General features: G+C 67.3%; 15 protein-coding genes. 10 read left to right on the forward strand and 5 right to left on the reverse strand.

Annotated elements, in window-relative coordinates:
* Positions 1-66: 66 nt before the first annotated feature.
* Genes G3O06_RS30735 through G3O06_RS30750 form a run of 4 tightly spaced genes read right to left on the reverse strand, consistent with a single transcriptional unit; the run spans position 67 to position 2,649 of the window.
* On the reverse strand, positions 67-609 hold the full coding sequence (locus G3O06_RS30735; RefSeq protein ID WP_205818456.1) for a hypothetical protein: 543 nt from the start codon (positions 607-609) through the stop codon (positions 67-69).
* Between the two features lie 28 nt (positions 610-637).
* Complete coding sequence (locus G3O06_RS30740; protein ID WP_174968090.1) at positions 638-1,576, reverse strand: CsgG/HfaB family protein; 939 nt, start codon at positions 1,574-1,576, stop codon at positions 638-640.
* Between the two features lie 23 nt (positions 1,577-1,599).
* Positions 1,600-2,037: a curli assembly protein CsgF gene (locus tag G3O06_RS30745; RefSeq protein WP_174915689.1), complete on the reverse strand. Its 438-nt coding sequence runs from the start codon at positions 2,035-2,037 to the stop codon at positions 1,600-1,602.
* 30 nt (positions 2,038-2,067) lie between these two features.
* Positions 2,068-2,649, reverse strand: coding sequence for a CsgE family curli-type amyloid fiber assembly protein (locus G3O06_RS30750; protein ID WP_205818457.1), 582 nt, complete (start codon positions 2,647-2,649; stop codon positions 2,068-2,070).
* Positions 2,650-3,134: 485 nt separating this feature from the next.
* Here G3O06_RS30750 and G3O06_RS30755 point away from each other — a divergent pair, with 485 nt between their 5' ends.
* The 7 genes from G3O06_RS30755 (at position 3,135) to G3O06_RS30785 (ending at position 11,160) form a co-directional block, all read left to right on the forward strand.
* Positions 3,135-3,854, forward strand: coding sequence for an SDR family oxidoreductase (locus tag G3O06_RS30755; RefSeq protein WP_205818458.1), 720 nt, complete (start codon positions 3,135-3,137; stop codon positions 3,852-3,854).
* A gap of 205 nt (positions 3,855-4,059) precedes the next feature.
* Positions 4,060-6,018 carry an arylsulfatase gene (locus G3O06_RS30760; RefSeq protein ID WP_205818459.1) on the forward strand — a complete coding sequence of 653 codons (1,959 nt, stop codon included), beginning with the start codon at positions 4,060-4,062 and terminating at the stop codon, positions 6,016-6,018.
* 16 nt (positions 6,019-6,034) lie between these two features.
* Entirely contained in the window at positions 6,035-7,084 is a 1,050-nt protein-coding gene (locus G3O06_RS30765; RefSeq protein ID WP_205818460.1) for a formylglycine-generating enzyme family protein, read from the forward strand.
* The gene (locus G3O06_RS30770; protein WP_205818461.1) at positions 7,081-7,890 is read left to right on the forward strand and encodes a MetQ/NlpA family lipoprotein; all 810 of its coding nucleotides are present in this window, start codon (positions 7,081-7,083) and stop codon (positions 7,888-7,890) included. Before G3O06_RS30765 ends, G3O06_RS30770 begins: the two co-directional genes overlap by 4 nt.
* The gene (locus G3O06_RS30775) at positions 7,884-8,870 is read left to right on the forward strand and encodes a YkgJ family cysteine cluster protein (protein ID WP_205818462.1); all 987 of its coding nucleotides are present in this window, start codon (positions 7,884-7,886) and stop codon (positions 8,868-8,870) included. Before G3O06_RS30770 ends, G3O06_RS30775 begins: the two co-directional genes overlap by 7 nt.
* 65 nt (positions 8,871-8,935) lie before the next feature.
* Complete coding sequence (locus G3O06_RS30780; RefSeq protein WP_174968097.1) at positions 8,936-9,262, forward strand: antibiotic biosynthesis monooxygenase; 327 nt, start codon at positions 8,936-8,938, stop codon at positions 9,260-9,262.
* A gap of 197 nt (positions 9,263-9,459) precedes the next feature.
* Positions 9,460-11,160, forward strand: a complete 1,701-nt coding sequence (locus G3O06_RS30785) for a hypothetical protein (RefSeq protein WP_205818463.1) — start codon at positions 9,460-9,462, stop codon at positions 11,158-11,160.
* A 156-nt stretch (positions 11,161-11,316) separates the two neighbouring features.
* Here G3O06_RS30785 and G3O06_RS30790 read toward each other — a convergent pair whose 3' ends face one another.
* A complete protein-coding gene (locus tag G3O06_RS30790; RefSeq protein ID WP_205818464.1) occupies positions 11,317-12,249 on the reverse strand; it encodes a LysR family transcriptional regulator in 933 nt (310 codons plus the stop codon).
* Between the two features lie 205 nt (positions 12,250-12,454).
* Here G3O06_RS30790 and G3O06_RS30795 point away from each other — a divergent pair, with 205 nt between their 5' ends.
* The 3 genes from G3O06_RS30795 to G3O06_RS30805 form a co-directional block, all read left to right on the forward strand.
* Positions 12,455-13,228: a putative hydro-lyase gene (locus G3O06_RS30795; RefSeq protein WP_011356168.1), complete on the forward strand. Its 774-nt coding sequence runs from the start codon at positions 12,455-12,457 to the stop codon at positions 13,226-13,228.
* A 75-nt stretch (positions 13,229-13,303) separates the two neighbouring features.
* A complete protein-coding gene (locus G3O06_RS30800; RefSeq protein WP_174968099.1) occupies positions 13,304-14,602 on the forward strand; it encodes an MFS transporter in 1,299 nt (432 codons plus the stop codon).
* Between the two features lie 128 nt (positions 14,603-14,730).
* On the forward strand, positions 14,731-18,179 hold a 3,449-nt coding region (locus G3O06_RS30805), incomplete at its 3' end, for a hydantoinase B/oxoprolinase family protein (protein ID WP_205818465.1).

An 18,179-nucleotide genomic window follows, 5' to 3' on the forward strand; every position in this document is an offset into this window, starting at 1 on the left:
TGAGGGCGCTCTCACGCCCCACACCTCACACCACTACAAGCAAAGCACTTGCATCCTGCGTAACCGTTACCGCGTCACCACCGTGGCGCGCGCACCGTTGCCGGTCTGGATCACCTGGATGCCGGTGTTCGATCCGCCCTGCACGATGTTCAACGCGTTGTTGCTGCCGTTCTGCGTGACGCGCGCCGATAGCGACGTGCCGACCTGCGTCGAATCGACCGAATTGCCGGCACCGTTCTGTTGCACCTGCAACGTGTTGCCGTTGCCGCGCTGCGTCACGTTCAACGTATTGCCGAAGCCGGCCTGCGCTGCCGCGATCCAGTTCTGCGCACCGGTCTGCCGCGCGACGATCGAATTGCCGTCGCCGGCCTGCCAGATCAGCGCCCCGTTATGGCCCGCCTGGTCCAGCGACGCGGCGTTGCCGACGCCGCTCTGCCGGACGGCAACGATGTTGCCGCTGTAGTCGAATGCCGGTTCGGGCGGGCCGAGATCGTTGAGCGGCACGGGTGCCGCCGACACAGCCTGCATGGCCGCTGCTGCCCACACGGTCGCGAGCACCCGCCGCACTGCGCGGGCGCGCCCGTTCCGATCATGCTGTCGATTCATCATGTGTTCTCCGCTGGCCGGCCGATGCCGGTTAATGAGTGGACGCGACCGCACGATCGATCTTCTGCGGGTCGTACGCGGTGTTGGCGTCCTCCATGTCCTGCGCGTATTGCCGGTCTTCCTGCAGATACCGCTGCATCGTCGGGTCGTACCAGTCCTGGTCGCTCTTCAGTGCCCAGGTCTGGTTCGCGACACCCTGGACGATCAGGTGCGTGAGCGCCGATTCGATCGCTTCGTTCACGCAGATCTGCGCGGGTTCGTTGCGGGTCAGCCCGGCTTCCGCCTGCAGCAGGTCCTTGAAGCCGACGAAGCGATAGATGCCCGTATCGACCTGATAGGAGTAGACGGTCTTGGTCGTCGAGACGCTGTTGAGCACCTGGCCCGTGCGGATGTCGATCGCACGCAGGTTGACGGTGACCTGGTCGATCCGGTATTGCGTCGACCCGCTGATCCCGAGGTAGGCGACGCCGGCCCCGCCGGTCCGGACGTTCGTGTCGTAGCCGACGATGCCGCCTTCGAGCACGATGTTCGCCGGCATGAGCGGTGCCATCGCATCGTTCTGCGCCTTCTTCGCATCCGCGCCGTCGGTGGCGCGCATGATCTTGCGTTCGGTCAGCAGATCCTGCAGGTTCTCGCGTTCCACCGGCGTGAACCAGCCGGAGTCGCGCATCGCCTTGACGAGGAACGACGCGCCGCCCTGCGTGACCTGCGACGAAAAGGAGCTGTCCGGCGACGCCTTGTATTGCCCGGTCAGGTCGCGAAAGCCGTACACGGCCGCGACGATCTTGCCCTTCGGCGGCGGGAGATGCGTGAGGTCGCGCGTGGTGCGTGTCGGCGGTGTCAGCGTGGCATTGCTCAACGCGGGCATCGGCCGTGTGACGCAGCCGACCAGCGACAGCAGCAGCACTGCGCCCATTGCGATTCGTGTCATCCCCGTGTTGAAGCGTGCGCGTTCAGCGTTTTTCTTCATGATTCGCTCAGTTGTTTTTTGATTTATTGGCCGTTGCTGACGATGAAGGTCGAGGTCGCGCCCGTCGTCTTGTCGGTGGTCGTCACTTGCAGGTTGCCGTTGCCGGCCGAACTCACGACGATCGTGAAATTGCCCGTGCTGATCGTCCCCGGCTTGAGCTCGCCGTTGGTGCCGACGATCGAGTTCGTCACCGAGCCGGCGACGCGCGACAGGATCGCCTGCTGCAGCTGCGCATTGAACTGGTCGAGCGACGACGTGGACGTCGGCGACGAATAGGCAGACAGCGACGGATCCGTGTGCTTGTTCTGCGCATTGGCCTCGTTGAGCAGGTTGGGGCCGTTGGCCGGGTTGCCGCCGAAGTTCGGGTTGTTCGGCTGATAAACCAGCGTCGACGACCACGCATAGGGCGAAGCCGCGGTCATCGCGACCAGCGCGATCAAACTCAATCTGATTCGATTCATTTTCACAAACCCCTGATTTTGATTAATCGACTAAATCTCGTCTTTCGCCAGATCCGAATCGGGAAACAGCAAATTCGATAGATCGTCCTGAATGACGGTTTGAAAGGAAATGCTGGCGGCGTTTTCGGCCACGGCCCGGACATTGGCCCGTGCGATCGGCAGGAAGGTCTGGAATACGCGCTTCTGCTGGAATTCGACCCAGATCAGGCTGCCGTAACGCCCGGACGGGCGTTCGTGAATGGCGACCATGTAGCGCTCGCTCAGCGGGATTTCCGACCACGTCTGCGAGAAGTACGTATAGAAGTCCCGGCCGGCGAGCGTGACGGCGTCGGTCGTGACCGTTCCGCCGAGCTGGTCTTCCGGAAGTGCGTGGCGGGCGGCGGCCCTGGCACTGGCCGACGCGGCGCCGGCGGCCGGCTTCGCGGCGGCCAGGCCCGCGCCGGGCGAGGGTTTCGGCGCTTCAAGGACGCGCTCGGCGTTCAGCAGCGTCGACGGCGGCGCGATCGGATGTCCGCCGTTCGCCGCGGCGGAAGGCGGCGCGTCGACGGTGTCCTGGGCCTGCGCGCGTGCCGTCGCGAATAGCGACAGGCACGTCACGGCCCCCCAGGCCAATCGCCTGCTTGCGCTCGAAACCATTTCCCCGACCCCCGGATTCATTTGTACGAAATAGGCCGCCGCCCGATTTTCGGGTTATTCGTTCCTGGTTGAACGCGGCACATGGTGGGGGGAGTCAGCAAGAGGCGTGCCTGCGGCTGTTTTAAACGGATTTTATTTTCAAGTGGTTATTCGTCTTATTTTTGGGGTGCATATTTTCTTCACGTAAAACGTTTGCGAGTCTGATATTCATTAACAAGCTTTCTTTTATTTATGGCGCATTACAGTTAAATCAGACGATATTCGATGGAAATCGTAATTTTCAAATTCCTGGCGATGCTGATGCGCGGCAAACGTAACGTACTGCTACGAGCACGCCCGTAACGACACGACGTAACGTCCCGTTACACACGTAGAATCGTCCGACGAAAGCGCAGGTTCCGGGCCTCCGCCCCGGAAACATCTCTCCACGTTATTCAAGTGAACGGACTTCGGGAGCACTCATGTCATCTCGCACGTATCTCGTTACCGGCGCATCGCGCGGCATAGGCCTCGCGGTGAGCGCATTGCTCGCACGACGCGGCCATCGCGTCATCGGCCTCGCGCGGCATGCGCAGGGCATCGACTTTCCCGGCGAATTGCGCGCATGCGATCTCGCCGACTTCGAACAGACGGCGGCAACTCTTGCACGCATCGGCGAGCAGCACGATGTCGACGGCATCGTGAACAACGCGGGCATCGTGTTGCCGCAACCGCTCGGGAAGATCGATTTCCAGTCGCTGCAGACCGTGTTCGATCTCAACGTGCGGGCCGCGATCCAGGTCACGCAGCATTTCGCGGATGCGATGAAGGCACGTGGTTACGGGCGCATCGTCAACATCTGCAGCCGCGCGATCTTCGGCAGTCTCGATCGCACCGCGTATTCCGCCGCGAAGAGCGCACTCGTCGGCTGCACGCGCACGTGGGCGCTCGAACTGGCCGAACACGGCGTGACCGTCAACGCGATTGCGCCGGGGCCGATCGAGACGGAACTGTTCCGGCAGACGCGGCCCGTCGGCAGCGAAGCGGAACGCAAGGTGCTCGCGACGATTCCCGCGCGCCGGCTCGGCACATCCGATGACGTGGCGGCCGCGATCGCGTTCTTCCTGTCGGACGAAGCCGGTTTCGTCACGGGGCAGGTGCTGGCCGTGGATGGCGGCGGCAGTCTCGGCGGGCGTAGCTGACGCGCTACACGAAGCAGACAGGAACGAGGCCCGGCAGCGGCCGGTTTCGGCACGCATTCCGGGCGCGCACATATGCGGGTGCTGATCGCCGGCATTCCGCTTGCGCGCATATTCCGCTACCCCGTTAGCATGTGACGAATCGGACTTTGGGTGCCGTGCGCGCGACGCTAAGATCGCCGATCCCGTAGATCGAGCGTTCAGAACAATGAAAAAGTCCGCGTCGCCGTTGCATGCTTTTCGTTTCCGTGTCGTTTGCGCCGCGATTGCCGGCGCGCTGTCGCTCGCATCGTGCGGCGGCGTCGACAGCGATACGCCGTCGTCACAAACGAACACCACGCCGCCGCTGGCGGCGAAACGCCCGAACATCCTGTACATCATGGCCGACGATCTCGGCTATTCCGACATCCATGCATTCGGCGGCGAGATCAACACGCCGAACCTCGACGCGCTCGTCGCGTCGGGCCGGATCCTGTCGAACCATCACACGGGCACCGTCTGCGCGATCACGCGCGCGATGCTGGTGTCCGGCACCGACCACCATCTCGTCGGCGAAGGCACGATGGGCGTACCGACCGACGAACGGCGCGGCCTGCCCGGCTACGAGGGCTACCTGAACGACCGTGCGCTGTCGTTCGCACAACTATTGAAGGATGCCGGCTACCACACCTACATCGCGGGCAAGTGGCACATCGGTTCGGGGATCGTCGGCAGCACGACGGGCAGCGGGCAGACGCCGGACCAGTGGGGTTTCGAGCACAGCTACGTGCTGCTCGGCGGCGCGGCGACGAACCACTTCGCGCATGAGCCGGCCGGCTCGTCGAACTACACGGAAGACGGCCGCTACGTGCAACCGGGCCAGCCCGGGCAGCCGGGCGGCTCGGGCGGCAGCCCGGCCGTGTTCTATTCGACCGATTTCTATACGCAGAAGCTGATCTCGTACATCGATTCGAACAAGCGCGACGGCAAGCCGTTCTTCGCGTACGCGGCCTACACGTCGCCGCACTGGCCGCTGCAGGTGCCCGATCCCTGGCTGCACAAGTACGCGGGCGTGTATGACGCCGGCTACGACGCGATCCGCAACGCGCGGATCGCGCGGCAGAAGGCGCTCGGCCTGATCCCCGCCGATTTCAAGCCGTTCGACGGCCTGCCTGAAACGACGGCCGCGTCGCCCGCGACCGCGAACAACGGCACGGCCGGCGCGAAATACATCAGCGCGGTGCATTCGGCCGCGGACGGCTACAGCGACTACGGCCCCGGCAAGGTCGACAAGCTGTGGTCGAGCCTGTCGCCGGCAGAGCGCAAGGCACAGTCGCGCTACATGGAGATCTATGCGGGGATGGTCGAGAACCTCGACTACAACATCGGCCTCCTGATCCAGCACCTGAAGGACATCGGCGAATACGACAACACGTTCATCATGTTCCAGTCGGACAACGGCGCGGAAGGCTGGCCGATCGACGGCGGCGCTGACCCGACGGCGACCGATACCGCGAACGGGCAGGATCCGATTTACTCGACGCTCGGCACCGACAACGGCAAGCAGAACGCGCAGCGCCTGCAGTACGGGCTGCGCTGGGCCGAGGTGAGCGCGTCGCCGTTCCGGCTCACGAAGGGCTATTCGGCCGAAGGCGGCGTATCGACGCCGACGATCGTGCGCCTGCCCGGCCAGTCGCAGCAGTTGCCGACGCTGCGCGCATTCACGCACGTGACCGACAACACGGCGACGTTCCTCGCGGTCGCGGGCGTCACACCGCCGTCGCAGCCGGCGCCGCCGCTCGTCAACACGCTGACGGGTGTCGACCAGAACAAGGGCAAGGTGGTCTACAACAACCGCTACGTGTATCCGGTCACGGGCCAATCGCTGCTGCCGGTGCTCACGGGCACGGCGACGGGCGAAGTGCATACCGCGCCGTTCGGCGACGAAGCGTACGGCCGCGCGTACCTGCGCAGTGGCGACGGCCGCTGGAAGGCACTGTGGACCGAGCCGCCGCTCGGGCCGCTCGATGGTCACTGGCAGCTGTACGACCTCGCGTCGGATCGCGGCGAGACGACCGACGTGTCGGCACAGAACCCGTCGGTGATCAGCACGCTGGTCGACCAGTGGAAGACTTACATGAGCAACGTCGGCGGTGTCGAACCGCTGCGTCCGCGCGGCTACTACTGAACCCGGGAGCGACACGATGCGGTTCCGGTTCTGGACGATCGGCGCGGCGCTTGCCGGCACGCTGTTCGCCGCCGCGTTCGCGGCCGGCTATGCGAATCCCGTCGCACCGGCGGGCGATGCATTCGACGACGCGAATCGCGGCCGCGCGCTCGCGCCGCTCGGCTCGGAACGGCAGTGCGCACGCTATTCGGGGCTGCCGGCCGGGTGGCGTGACGACGCGAAGGCCGGGATGGTGCACCTGCGCGGCGGCGCGTTCGTGTTCGGCAGCACGCGCGGCTACGCGGACGAGCGCCCGGTGGGCGATGGCCGCACGCGTGTCGGCGGGTTCTGGATCGACCAGACCGACGTGACGATCGCGCAGTTCGCCGCATTCGTGCAGGCGACCGGTTACGTGACCGAGGCCGAGCAGCAGGATGGCGCAGCCGTGTTCCACGTGCCGACACGCGACGAGATGAACGCGCGCGATCTTGCGTGGTGGTCGTGGGTGAAGGGCGCGTCGTGGCGTCATCCGCGCGGGCCGGGCAGCGGCGTCGACGGGCTCGGCAACCTGCCCGTCACGCTCGTCACGCAGCGCGATGCGCTCGCGTATGCGCGCTGGCTCGGCCGCGACCTGCCGACCGAGGCCGAATGGGAATACGCGGGCAAGGCCGGCCGCGACGACGCATCGCTCGACGCGGCGCCGCGCGATGCGCAGGGCAAGCCGGCCGCGAATTACTGGCAGGGCATGTTCCCGGTGCTCGACACGGCCGAGGATGGCCATTCCGGGCTCGCGCCAGTCGGCTGCTACGCGGCGAACGGGTTCCGGCTCTACGACATGATCGGCAATGCATGGGAATGGACGAAGGACGCGTACACGGGCCCGCACCAGTCGCATACGAACGGCGACACGGCGGCGGTCGCGCCGCCCACGCGCCGGCACGATACGCCGATGGTCATCAAGGGCGGGTCGTTCCTGTGCTCGCGCGATTACTGCGTGCGCTATCGCGCGTCGTCGCGCGAACAGCAGGAAGCCGATCTCGGCGCGTCGCATATCGGGTTTCGCACGATTCTGAGGGATGCGTCATGAAGCGCGTCATGGTTTGGGTGGGCGCGTGGCTGATGGTTGCGTGCGTGGCCGTTCAGTCGGGTTCGACCGTTGCCGCCGAATCAGCCGAACCGGCCGTGCGCGTCGGCGTGACGCGCGGCGTGCATGCGCAGATCCTGGACGAAGTGAAGCGGGTCGCCGCGTCGCGAGGATTCGGTATCGATATCGTCGAATTCAACGATGCATCGCGCATCGACGCGGCGCTTGCCGATGGCCGGATCGATGCGGCCAGCTTCGAGGATGCGCAACAGCTTGCCGCGACGCGCGCGCAGAAGCGCTACGCACTGACCGAAGTCGCGCCGACCGTCACGCTGCCGATGGCGCTCTATTCGCGCAAGCTGAAGAACCTGAACGAACTGCAGCCCGGCGCGACGGTCGCGGTTCCCGCCGATCCGCGCGGGATGGCACGCGCGCTCGTGCTGCTGCAGAACGACACGCTGGTGACGCTGCGCGAGCAGGCCGGCCTGCATGCGACGCTGCGCGACGTGACCGGCAACCGGCTCGGGCTGAAGCTCGTCGCGCTGCGCCGCGATCGGCTTTACGCGGCACTCGACACGGCCGCGTTCGTCGCGATCGACAGCGACGATGCCGCGCGTGCCGGGCTGCAACCCGCGCGCGACAGCATCAGCATCGAGGATGCGCGCTCGCCGTATGCGAACGTGCTGACGGTGCGCGATGCCGATCGCGCGAAGCCGTGGGTGACGCAGCTCGTCGCCGCGTATCACTCGGACGACGTCGCGCGCTTCATCCTCACGCGCTACCAGGATTCGGTGCGGCGGCCGTGGTAGACACCTACCTGCTCGCGTGCAACGCATGCGGACGCTGCTGTAACAGCGCACCGGCGCTGTCGTTGCGCGAACTGTTCCGGCATCGGCAGCGCTTCGTCGGCGCACTGACGATCCGTCGCGTGCCGAAGCGGCGGATCGGCGAGCGCTGGCGTGCGGGCGGCCGCGAGCACGCGCTCGACGCGGACGACGTTTCGGCTTCCGATGCGCTGGCCGAGCGGTTGTTTCATCGCACCGGTAGCGCGGGGAACGAATGGATCGCGCTGATGCTGCAGGGCTACGACTATCCGTCGCTCGGCCGTTGCGCGGCGCTGGCCGACGACGGCCGCTGCAGCGTGCATGCGGACAAGCCGTCGATCTGCAGCGCGGTGCCGCTCGATCCGATGCTGCCGGACCGGTTGCAGTCCCGCGTGCTGGCCGCACGACGCGACGATGCGGCGTGGCTCGGCGCGAACTGCATCGTCGAAACGGCGAGCGCGCAATCGTCGGTTGAATCTTCATTTCCGGTTCCGCTGGTGACGGCCGGACAGGTCGCGGACCGTGCGGCGCTCGACGCGTATCGCGATGCGCTCGTGTTCGAGCGCGCGGTGTGGCGTGACGCGGTGTTCGCATCATTGACCGATGGCGGGCAGGACGTGCGTCATGCGCTGTCGCGGCTTGCGCCCGGCGGCTACCTGACCGTGTCGATCGTGCCTGTCCTGCTCGCCGTCGCGTCGATATCCGCGCATTGCCGCGCGCTGTGCCTGACGTTCATCGATGCGCAACTCGCGTTGACCGGTATGAACATTGAAGCGGCACTCGCGCGCCGGCATGCCGACGACCGGCCCGCGACGCGCGAATTGCGCGGCTTCGCGCAGGCGCTTGAACGTGCACGACAGGTACTGGCCGCGATGCCGGCGCCCGCGCCCGGCATGCGTGAAGACGCACCGCGCATCGACGCGTGGCTCGACGACCGGCCAGGCGCCGATACGCTCGCCGCGTGACGATCCCGGCACGCCGCACGTGCCTTACAATCGGCGCTCTTTCAATTCCCTTCGATGGAGCGCGCATGTACGCGTCGACCTTCATTTTCCGAGCCGGGCAATACGACGACGAATTCCACCGGCTCGACCGGCAGATCGCCGACATGGCGCGCGCGACGCCCGGCTATCTCGGCGAAGAGACGTGGGAGAACGCCGAAGCGGGGCTGATCCAGAACGTCTACTACTGGGAGTCGGAGGCCGCGCTGCAGCAGCTGATGCAGCACCCGGCGCATCTCGAGGCAAAGACGAAGCAGGCGCGCTGGCTCGACGGCTATCGCGTCGTGATTTCGAAAGTGTTGCGCGAGTATGGCGACGGCAAGCTCACGCAGCCGCATGCGGGGCAATCCGCCTGAATGCCTGTCTGATTCATTTCGTTCGCATTACGGATAAATAACACGGTGCCGAGCCTGGAAACCCGCGTACGCACGCGGGTTTCCGCTGCATCGCGTGCAATCAATTCTTCATCAAGCATGGCTAAGGTGGCGGGGCTTCACGTCGTCAGTCTGTCCACCAACAACGTCCTCACTCGATGTCGTACGGAGCCTTGTCCATGCCGAATTTCGCCTTGTCCGCGAAGCGCCGCCGCGCGCTGCGCGATCGTACCGTTCCTGTCGTTGCACTGACGCTGATTGCCGCGAGCATCGGCGCGCAGGCTGCCCCGCACGACAACGACGGCGACAACCGTTTTGCGCCGGGTTTCGTGCCGGGCTTCCTGGTCCTCAGCCGCAGCGTGTACGACAACGTGTCGGGCAACGTCCAGCCCGGTGCGATCCTGCCGCCGAACTGCGCGAAGACCACCGGCGGTTGCGGCACGGCATCCGGCGCGCCGAACGACGGCACCTATCCGTACGTGTGGAACAACGACCGCTACGACGGCAGCTTCGGCATCACGTCGCGCATCTTCCTCGACCAGATCACGCCGGGCGGCGGCGTCGTCAGCACGCTCGAAGTGCCGAACAGCCTGCAGAAAGGCTTCGCGCACGACCAGATGGTGACGAGCTTCAGCTCGAAGTCGGAACTCGGCCTGCACCTGTCGCTCGACGGCAGCTACCTGACGTTCATGGGCTACGTCGCGCCGGCCAACGCGATCGACGTGTCGAACTCGAACACGCCGCTTGCAATCGATACGACGAATCCGGACGGGCAGAATTTCTATCGTGCGATCGCGCGCGTCGATCGCCACGGGCATTTCCGCTTCACCGAGACGAACGCGTACAGCGGCAACAACGGCCGCGCGGCGATCCTGAACAATCGCGACGGCCATGACCTCTACTACACGTCGGGCAATGCGGGCAACGGCTCGAACCCGCAACCGGACAACGTGATCCTCGGCGCGGGCGCGCAGCTGATCGACGGCGCGAAGCATCACGAAGCGCAGCAGGATCCGGGCGTGCCGACGCCGCTCGCGAGCTTCTCGGTCACGGAACTCGGCGCGAAGGCCGACAAGATCGGCAAGGACGACAACTTCCGCGGCATCGCCGTGCACGACAACGTCGTGTACTACACGAAGGGCAGCGGCGGCAACGGCGTGAACACCGTGTACTTCGTCGATACGACCGGCACCGCGTGCCCGTCGGGCGTCGGCGTGCCGTCGCCGAAGGCCGTGCTGCCGACGGCGCCGCTCGCCTACAACGCAGCCACGCTGCAGACGGCGGGCCTGCCGAACAACATGTGCGTGCTGGCCGGCTTCCCGGTCACGCCGAACAAGACCGCGACGACGCTCGCCTATCCGTTCGGGATCTGGTTCGCGGACGCGAACACGCTGTATGTCGCGGACGAAGGCGACGGCTACACGGGCGGTGCGGACCTGTACACGCATGCGGCTGCGCAGACGACGGCGGGCCTGCAGAAGTGGGTCTACGACGCGGGCACGAAGCAGTGGAAGCTCGCCTACACGCTGCAGAACGGGCTGAACCTCGGCCAGCCGTATTCGGTCGCGGGCTACCCGGCGGGCAACAATTCGGCGACGGGCCTGCCGTGGGCACCGGCGACGGCCGGCCTGCGCAACCTGACGGGCCGCGTCGAGCGCGACGGCACGGTGACGATCTGGGCGATTACGTCGACGGTCAGCGGCAACGGCGATGTCGGTGCGGATCCGAACCGGCTGGTGGCCGTGCGTGACGTGCTGAAGAACACGAGCGCGACGACGGCTGCGCACGAGCAGTTCGCCGTGCTGCGGACTGCGAAGTTTGCGGAAGTGCTGCGGGGGATCGAGTTCGCGCCGGGGACGGATACGGGCCGGTCGCATTGAGGCAGGCAAGACCCGGTTGATGCCGGGTGACGGGGGCACGGCCGGGCGTTTCAGCGGCCGTGCCCTTCAACGTTGTAGCGGCGCGTACGCGATTCGCGCGGCGAGGTCGAATGCGTGCCGGCTGTGCGGCCTCGCCCCGCGCGGGCCCGTACCGCATCAAAGCGCTTCGACCAGCAAGCGCTTGCTCTTCTCGCAGTATTCGTGACACGCGGCCCGCGCCGCAATCGACGCGCCATGCACGAACCTCGGCGCGTCCGCCCGCCGCGACATCGATACGACGATCGACGGCGGCGACGGCTGCAGCGGCAGTTCGACCACTTCGCCGCTTTCGATCAACGCATCGACGAACAGCACCGGAATCGCCGCCACGCCGAACCCGTCGCGCACGAGCTGCACGATCACCGAGATCGACGGCGAACCCGTGATGCGCGTCTCCGCCAGCGGCACGCCGTGCGCATGAGCGAGCGTGCGGACGATATCCTCGAGTGCGCGATGGGGTGCCGTCCCGCGCCCGTAGGTGAGAATCGGCTGGCGCAGCACCTGCCTGGCGAGCCCCGTGCGCGTGTTCGGCAGCAGCCCCGCGCGCGCGATCCAGCGCACCGGATAGTTCGCGAGCGCATCACACACGACCGACGCCTCGTCGCTGCCTTCCACCCGGATGATCAGGTCGAGCTCGCCGGCCATCAGCCGGCGCTGCAGCACCACGCTGACGTCGACGGTCAGGTCGATTTCGAGCTGCGGATAGTCGGCCGCCAGCCGCCGCATGTAGTGCGGCAGCCAGCTATGCACGACGGTCTCGATCACGCCGAGCCGCAGCTTGCCGCGCAGCGCGCTTTCGCCGGATGCGGCGGCCTGCAGCTCCTGCGTCGCCTCGACCACGGCCTTCGCATAGCCGAGCAGGTATTCGCCGTTCGGCGTGAGCCGGAATTCGCGGCTGTCGCGGTCGACGAGTTCCGTCTGCAGTTCGTCCTCGAGCGCCTTCAGGCGCTGCGAGATCGCGGCCGGCGTCGCGTGCAGCGCGGCGGCCGTCGTGCGGAAGTTGCGCAGCTTCGCGAGCGTGACGAAGGTTTCGAGAAAACGCGTGTTCATGGCGGTCGGGCGATGGGTGGATGCGCACTTTGCCGGTGAGGAAAAGTGAACGGAGCCGGGGAAAACCCCAGGATCCGTTAAGAAATTCTATACACGAAGCGCAAAAAAACTCGTTGGCGACAAAATTTTTTCTTTTCTATTCTTCGCCGTATCCGATGACACGGCACCGTCATCCCGACGACATACCGATCTGCGATAGAACCTCATGACGCCTTCCGAATTCCGCCAGTCCGTGCGCCACGGCGCGTTCCGCGGCCCGACCGCCGGCCACTGCGGCCCGTACGCACAAGCGAACCTCGCGATCCTGCCCGAGGCGGTCGCGCACGATTTCCTGCGCTTCTGCCAGGCGAACCCGAAAGCCTGCCCGCTGCTGGGCGTCGGCGAACCGGGCGCGTTCCGGGTCGACGCGCTCGGCGAGGATCTGGACATCCGCACCGACGTGCCGAGCTACAACGTCTACCGCGACGGCCGCCTGACCGAGCGCGTCGAGTCGCTGGAAGCGCTGTGGCGCGACGATTTCGTCGTATTCGCGATCGGCTGCTCGTTTTCGTTCGAGGACATGCTGGCCCGCGAAGGGATCGGCCTGCGCCACGTCGAGGAGGGGCGCAACGTGCCGATGTACCGCACGTCGATTCCGAACCGCCGCGCGGGGATCTTCGGCGGCCAGCTCGTCGTGTCGATGCGGCCGATGCGCGGCGCCGACGCGATCCGCGCGGTGCAGATCACGAGCCGGTTTCCGGGCGTGCACGGCGCGCCGATCCATCTCGGCGATCCGCGCGAACTGGGCATCGCCGATCTGAACGCCCCCGAATTCGGCGACGCGGTGACGATCCGCGACGGCGAGCTGCCGGTGTTCTGGGCGTGCGGCGTGACGCCGCAAACCGCATTGATGGACGCGAAGCTGCCGATCGCGATCGCGCATACACCCGGCCACATGCTGATGACCGACATCACGAACGCGTCGCTGGCCGTATTCTGATCCGGGGCGACGACCCGCATAACCACCCGCACGCACGATCGCCATTTGACGGCGCATAACGACAGGAGCACCACCATGGAAAGCAAGACCCTCGCGGCGAACGCCGCGGAGCCCGCGAGCCCCGAGCGCAACGGCCTGTTCTCGTGGTACGGGGACGCGCAGCCGCGTGAGCGCCGCGCGTTCTGGAGCTGCAAGGTCGGCTACATGCTCGACGGGATGGACACGCAGATGCTGTCGTTCGTGATCCCGACGCTCGTCGCGACCTGGGGCATCTCGCTCGCGGATGCGGGCTTCATCGGCACGATCACGCTGCTCGCGTCGGCTGCCGGCGGCTGGATCGCGGGCATCCTGTCCGACCGGATCGGCCGCGTGCGCACGCTGCAGCTCACCGTGCTGTGGTTCGCTGTCTTCACTGCGCTGTGCGGGCTCGCGCAGAGCTACCACCAGCTGCTCGCGGCGCGCGCGCTGATGGGCTTCGGTTTCGGCGGCGAATGGACCGCCGGCGCGGTGCTGATCGGCGAAGTGATCCGCGCGCGCGATCGCGGCAGGGCGGTCGGCCTCGTGCAGTCGGGCTGGGCGATCGGCTGGGGGCTGTGCGCGCTGCTGTATGCGCTGCTGTTCTCGGTGCTGCCTGCCGAGCAGGCGTGGCGTGCGCTGTTCCTCGTCGGGCTGGCACCGGCGCTGCTGGTCGTCGCGATCCGCCGCTACGTGAAGGAGCCGGACGTCTACGAGAAGGAGAAGGCCGCGCAGGCGAAAGTGGCCGATGCGCCGCGCCTCACCGAGATCTTCGCGCCGAAGCTGATCACGACGACGCTGCGCGCGGCGCTGCTGACGACCGGCGCGCAGGGCGGCTACTACGCGATCACGACGTGGCTGCCGACCTTCCTGAAGACCGAGCGCCACCTCACGGTGATGGGCACCGGCGGCTATCTCGCGATGATCATCTTCGGCTCGTGGGTGGGCTACCTGACGAGCGCGTACCTGACCGACCGCCTCGGCCGCAAGCCGAACTTCATCCTGTTCGCGGTTGGCTCGATGGTGATCGCGTTCGCGTACACGTCGCTGAACCTGACCAACGCGTCGATGCTGTGGCTCGGCTTCCCGCTCGGCTTCTTCGCATCGGGCATCTTCTCGGGGATGGGCGCGTTCCTCACCGAGCTGTTCCCGACCCGCGTGCGCGGCTCCGGCCAGGGCTTCTGCTACAACGTGGGCCGCGCGATCGGTGCGCTGTTCCCGTTCCTGATCGGCGCGCTGTCGAAGGAGTACGGGCTCGGCACGAGCATCGGCATCTTCGCGGTCGCCGCGTACGGCGTGGTGATCGTCGCCGCGCTGACGCTGCCCGAGACACGCGGCCGCGAACTCGACGCCGCCTGACCGACGTCAGCGGCGGGGCGCTCCGCCCTTCGTTTTCTTCCCCTTTCATCGACTCCGTGACACGGCGCGCGACGCGCGCCGTGCGGCGGCGCTCGTTCCTCGATTCAACGACGCATCGACCCGACATCATGACTGACCGACACCTTTCTCCCGTTCCCTCCGACGCTGCGCGCTGGCAATTCTGGATCGACCGCGGCGGCACCTTCACCGACATCGTCGCGCGCCGGCCCGACGGCACGCTCGTCACGCACAAGCTGCTGTCCGAGAACCCCGAGCAGTACCGCGACGCGGCCGTGGCCGGGATCCGCCACCTGCTCGGCCTGGCCGCCGGCGAGCCGATCACGCCCGGGCGCGTCGACATGGTGAAGATGGGCACGACGGTCGCGACCAACGCGCTGCTCGAACGCAAGGGCGAACGCACCGCGCTCGCGACGACGCGCGGCTTTCGCGACGTGCTGCGCATCGCTTACCAGAACCGGCCGCGCCTGTTCGATCTCGACATCGTGCTGCCGGACGCGCTGTACGAAACCGTCGTCGAGATCGACGAGCGCATCGGCGCGCACGGCGACATCGTCGTGCCGTTCGATGCGCAGGGCGCCGAGGCGTCGCTGCGCCGCGTGTTCGATTCCGGCGTGCGTGCGCTCGCGATCGTGCTGATCCACGGCTATCGCTACACCGCGCACGAACGCGCGCTGGCCGACCTGGCGCGCCGCATCGGCTTCACGCAGGTGTCGGTGTCGCACGAGGTGTCGCCGCTGATGAAGATGGTGTCGCGCGGCGATACGACCGTCGTCGACGCGTACCTGTCGCCGATCCTGCGCCGCTATGTCGAGCAGGTCGCGCACGAGATGCCGGGCGTGAACCTGCAGTTCATGCAGAGCAGCGGCGGGCTGACGCGCGCCGATGCGTTCCAGGGCAAGGACGCGATCCTGTCGGGCCCGGCCGGCGGCATCGTCGGGATGGTGCGGGCCGCGCAGGCAGCGGGCTTCGAGCGCGTGATCGGCTTCGACATGGGCGGCACGTCGACCGACGTGTCGCACTACCACGGCGAGTTCGAGCGCGTGTTCGAGACGCAGGTGGCCGGCGTGCGGATGCGCGCGCCGATGATGAGCATCCATACGGTGGCCGCGGGCGGTGGCTCAGTGCTCGGCTTCGACGGTGCGCGGCTGCGTGTCGGGCCGGAGTCGGCCGGCGCGAACCCGGGGCCGGCCGCCTACCGGCGCGGCGGCCCGCTGACGGTGACCGACTGCAACGTGATGCTCGGCAAGATCCAGCCCGATCATTTTCCGCGCGTGTTCGGCCCGCATGCGGACGAGCCGCTCGATCGCGACGGCGTGGTCGCGAAGTTCGCGGCGCTCGCCGACGAGATCCACGCGGCGACCGGGCGGCGCGAGACGCCCGAGGCACTCGCCGAAGGCTTCCTGGAAATCGCGATCGGCAGCATGGCGAACGCGATCAAGAAGATCTCGGTGCAGCGCGGCCACGACGTGTCGCGCTACGTGCTGACGACGTTCGGCGGCGCGGGCGGCCAGCACGCGTGCGGCGTGGCCGACGCGCTCGGCATGACGCAGGTGTTCGCGCATCCGCTCGCGGGCGTGCTGTCCGCGTACGGGATGGGCCTCGCCGACCAGACCGCGATGCGCGAGCGTGCGGTCGAGGCCGTGTTGTCCGACGCGTCGCTGCCGGCGCTGAATGCCGCGCTCGACCGGCTGGCCGACGAGGCTGTCGGCGCGCTGCTCGAACAGGGTGTGCCGCCGGAGCGGATCGCAACCGAGCGCCGTGTGCATCTGCGCTACCAGGGCACCGATTCGGCGCTCGACGTGCCGGCCGGCAGCGTCGCCGAGATGCAGCAGGCGTTCGAGGCCGCGTACCGGCAGCGCTATGCGTTCCTGATGCCCGGCACGCCGCTCGTCGCCGAGCTCGCGTCGGTCGAGGCGATCGGCCGCTCCGACGCGCCGGTGGAGATCGCGCCGCTCGCGCAGCGCGGCGACGGCGATGGCGACGCAGCCGCGCTGCGCGCCCATTCCGCGGTGCGCTTCTATTCCGGTGGCCAATGGCACGACGCGGCGCTCTACGTGCGCGACACGCTGCTGGCCGGCGACGCGATCGACGGCCCGGCGATCGTCGCGGAGAAGAACGGCACGACCGTCGTCGAGCCCGGCTGGCGCGCCGGGATGACCGCGCAGGGCAACCTCGTGCTGACGCGCACGACGCCGCTGCCGACGCGCCGCTCGCTCGGCACCGATGCCGATCCGGTGCGGCTCGAGATCTTCAACAACCTGTTCATGTCGATCGCCGAGCAGATGGGGCTGCGGCTGCAGAACACCGCGTACTCGGTGAACATCAAGGAGCGCCTCGACTTCTCGTGCGCGATCTTCGACGGCGACGGCAACCTGATCGCGAACGCACCGCACATGCCGGTGCACCTCGGCTCGATGGGCGAGAGCATCCGCACGGTGATCGAGCGCAACCGCGGCCGGATGCGCGACGGCGACGTGTTCATGCTGAACGACCCGTATCACGGCGGCACGCACCTGCCGGACGTGACCGTCATCACGCCGGTGTTCGCGGACGGCTCGGACGCGCCGCTGTTCTACGTCGGTTCGCGCGGCCACCACGCGGACATCGGCGGCACGACGCCGGGCTCGATGCCGCCCGATTCGACGCATATCGACGAGGAGGGCGTGCTGATCGACAACTGGCAGCTCGTGTCGGCCGGCACGCTGCGCGATGCGGAGACCCGCGCGCTGCTCGCGTCGGGCCGCTACCCGGCGCGCAACGTCGAGCAGAACATGGCCGACCTGCGCGCGCAGGTCGCCGCGAACCAGAAGGGCGTCGACGAGCTGCGCCGGATGGTCGCGCAGTTCGGCCGCGACGTCGTGCTCGCGTTCATGGGGCACGTGCAGGACAACGCGGAAGAAGCCGTGCGGCGCGTGATCGGCGCGCTGCAGGACGGCGCGTACCGCTACCCGCTCGACAACGGCGCGGAGATTCGCGTCGCGATCCGCGTCGACCGGGCGGCGCGGCGCGCGGAAATCGATTTCACGGGCACGTCGGCGCAGCTCGACAACAACTTCAACGCGCCGAAGGCCGTCTGCATGGCTGCCGTGCTGTACGTGTTCCGCACGCTGGTCGGCGACGACATCCCGCTGAACGCCGGCTGCCTGAAGCCGCTCACGGTGATCGTGCCCGCGCGCTCGATGCTGAACCCCGAGTATCCGGCGGCGGTCGTGTCGGGCAACGTCGAGACGTCGTCGGCCATCACCAACGCGCTGTACGGCGCGCTCGGTTGCGTCGCGTCGAGCCAGGGAACGATGAATAATTTCACATTCGGCAACGATCGCTACCAGTACTACGAGACCATTGCGGGCGGCAGCGGTGCCGGCGACGGCTTCGCGGGTGTCGGCGCGGTGCAGACGCACATGACGAACTCGCGGCTCACCGATCCGGAGGTGCTCGAATGGCGCTACCCGGTGCGGCTCGATTCGCACCGGATCCGCGCCGGGTCGGGCGGCGGCGGGCGCTGGCGCGGCGGCGACGGCGCGGTGCGGCGGATCCGCTTCCTCGAGCCGATGAT

This window comes from Burkholderia sp. Ac-20345 (genome assembly GCF_017104825.1).
In the GTDB taxonomy this organism is placed as follows: Bacteria; Pseudomonadota; Gammaproteobacteria; order Burkholderiales; family Burkholderiaceae; genus Burkholderia; species Burkholderia lata_B.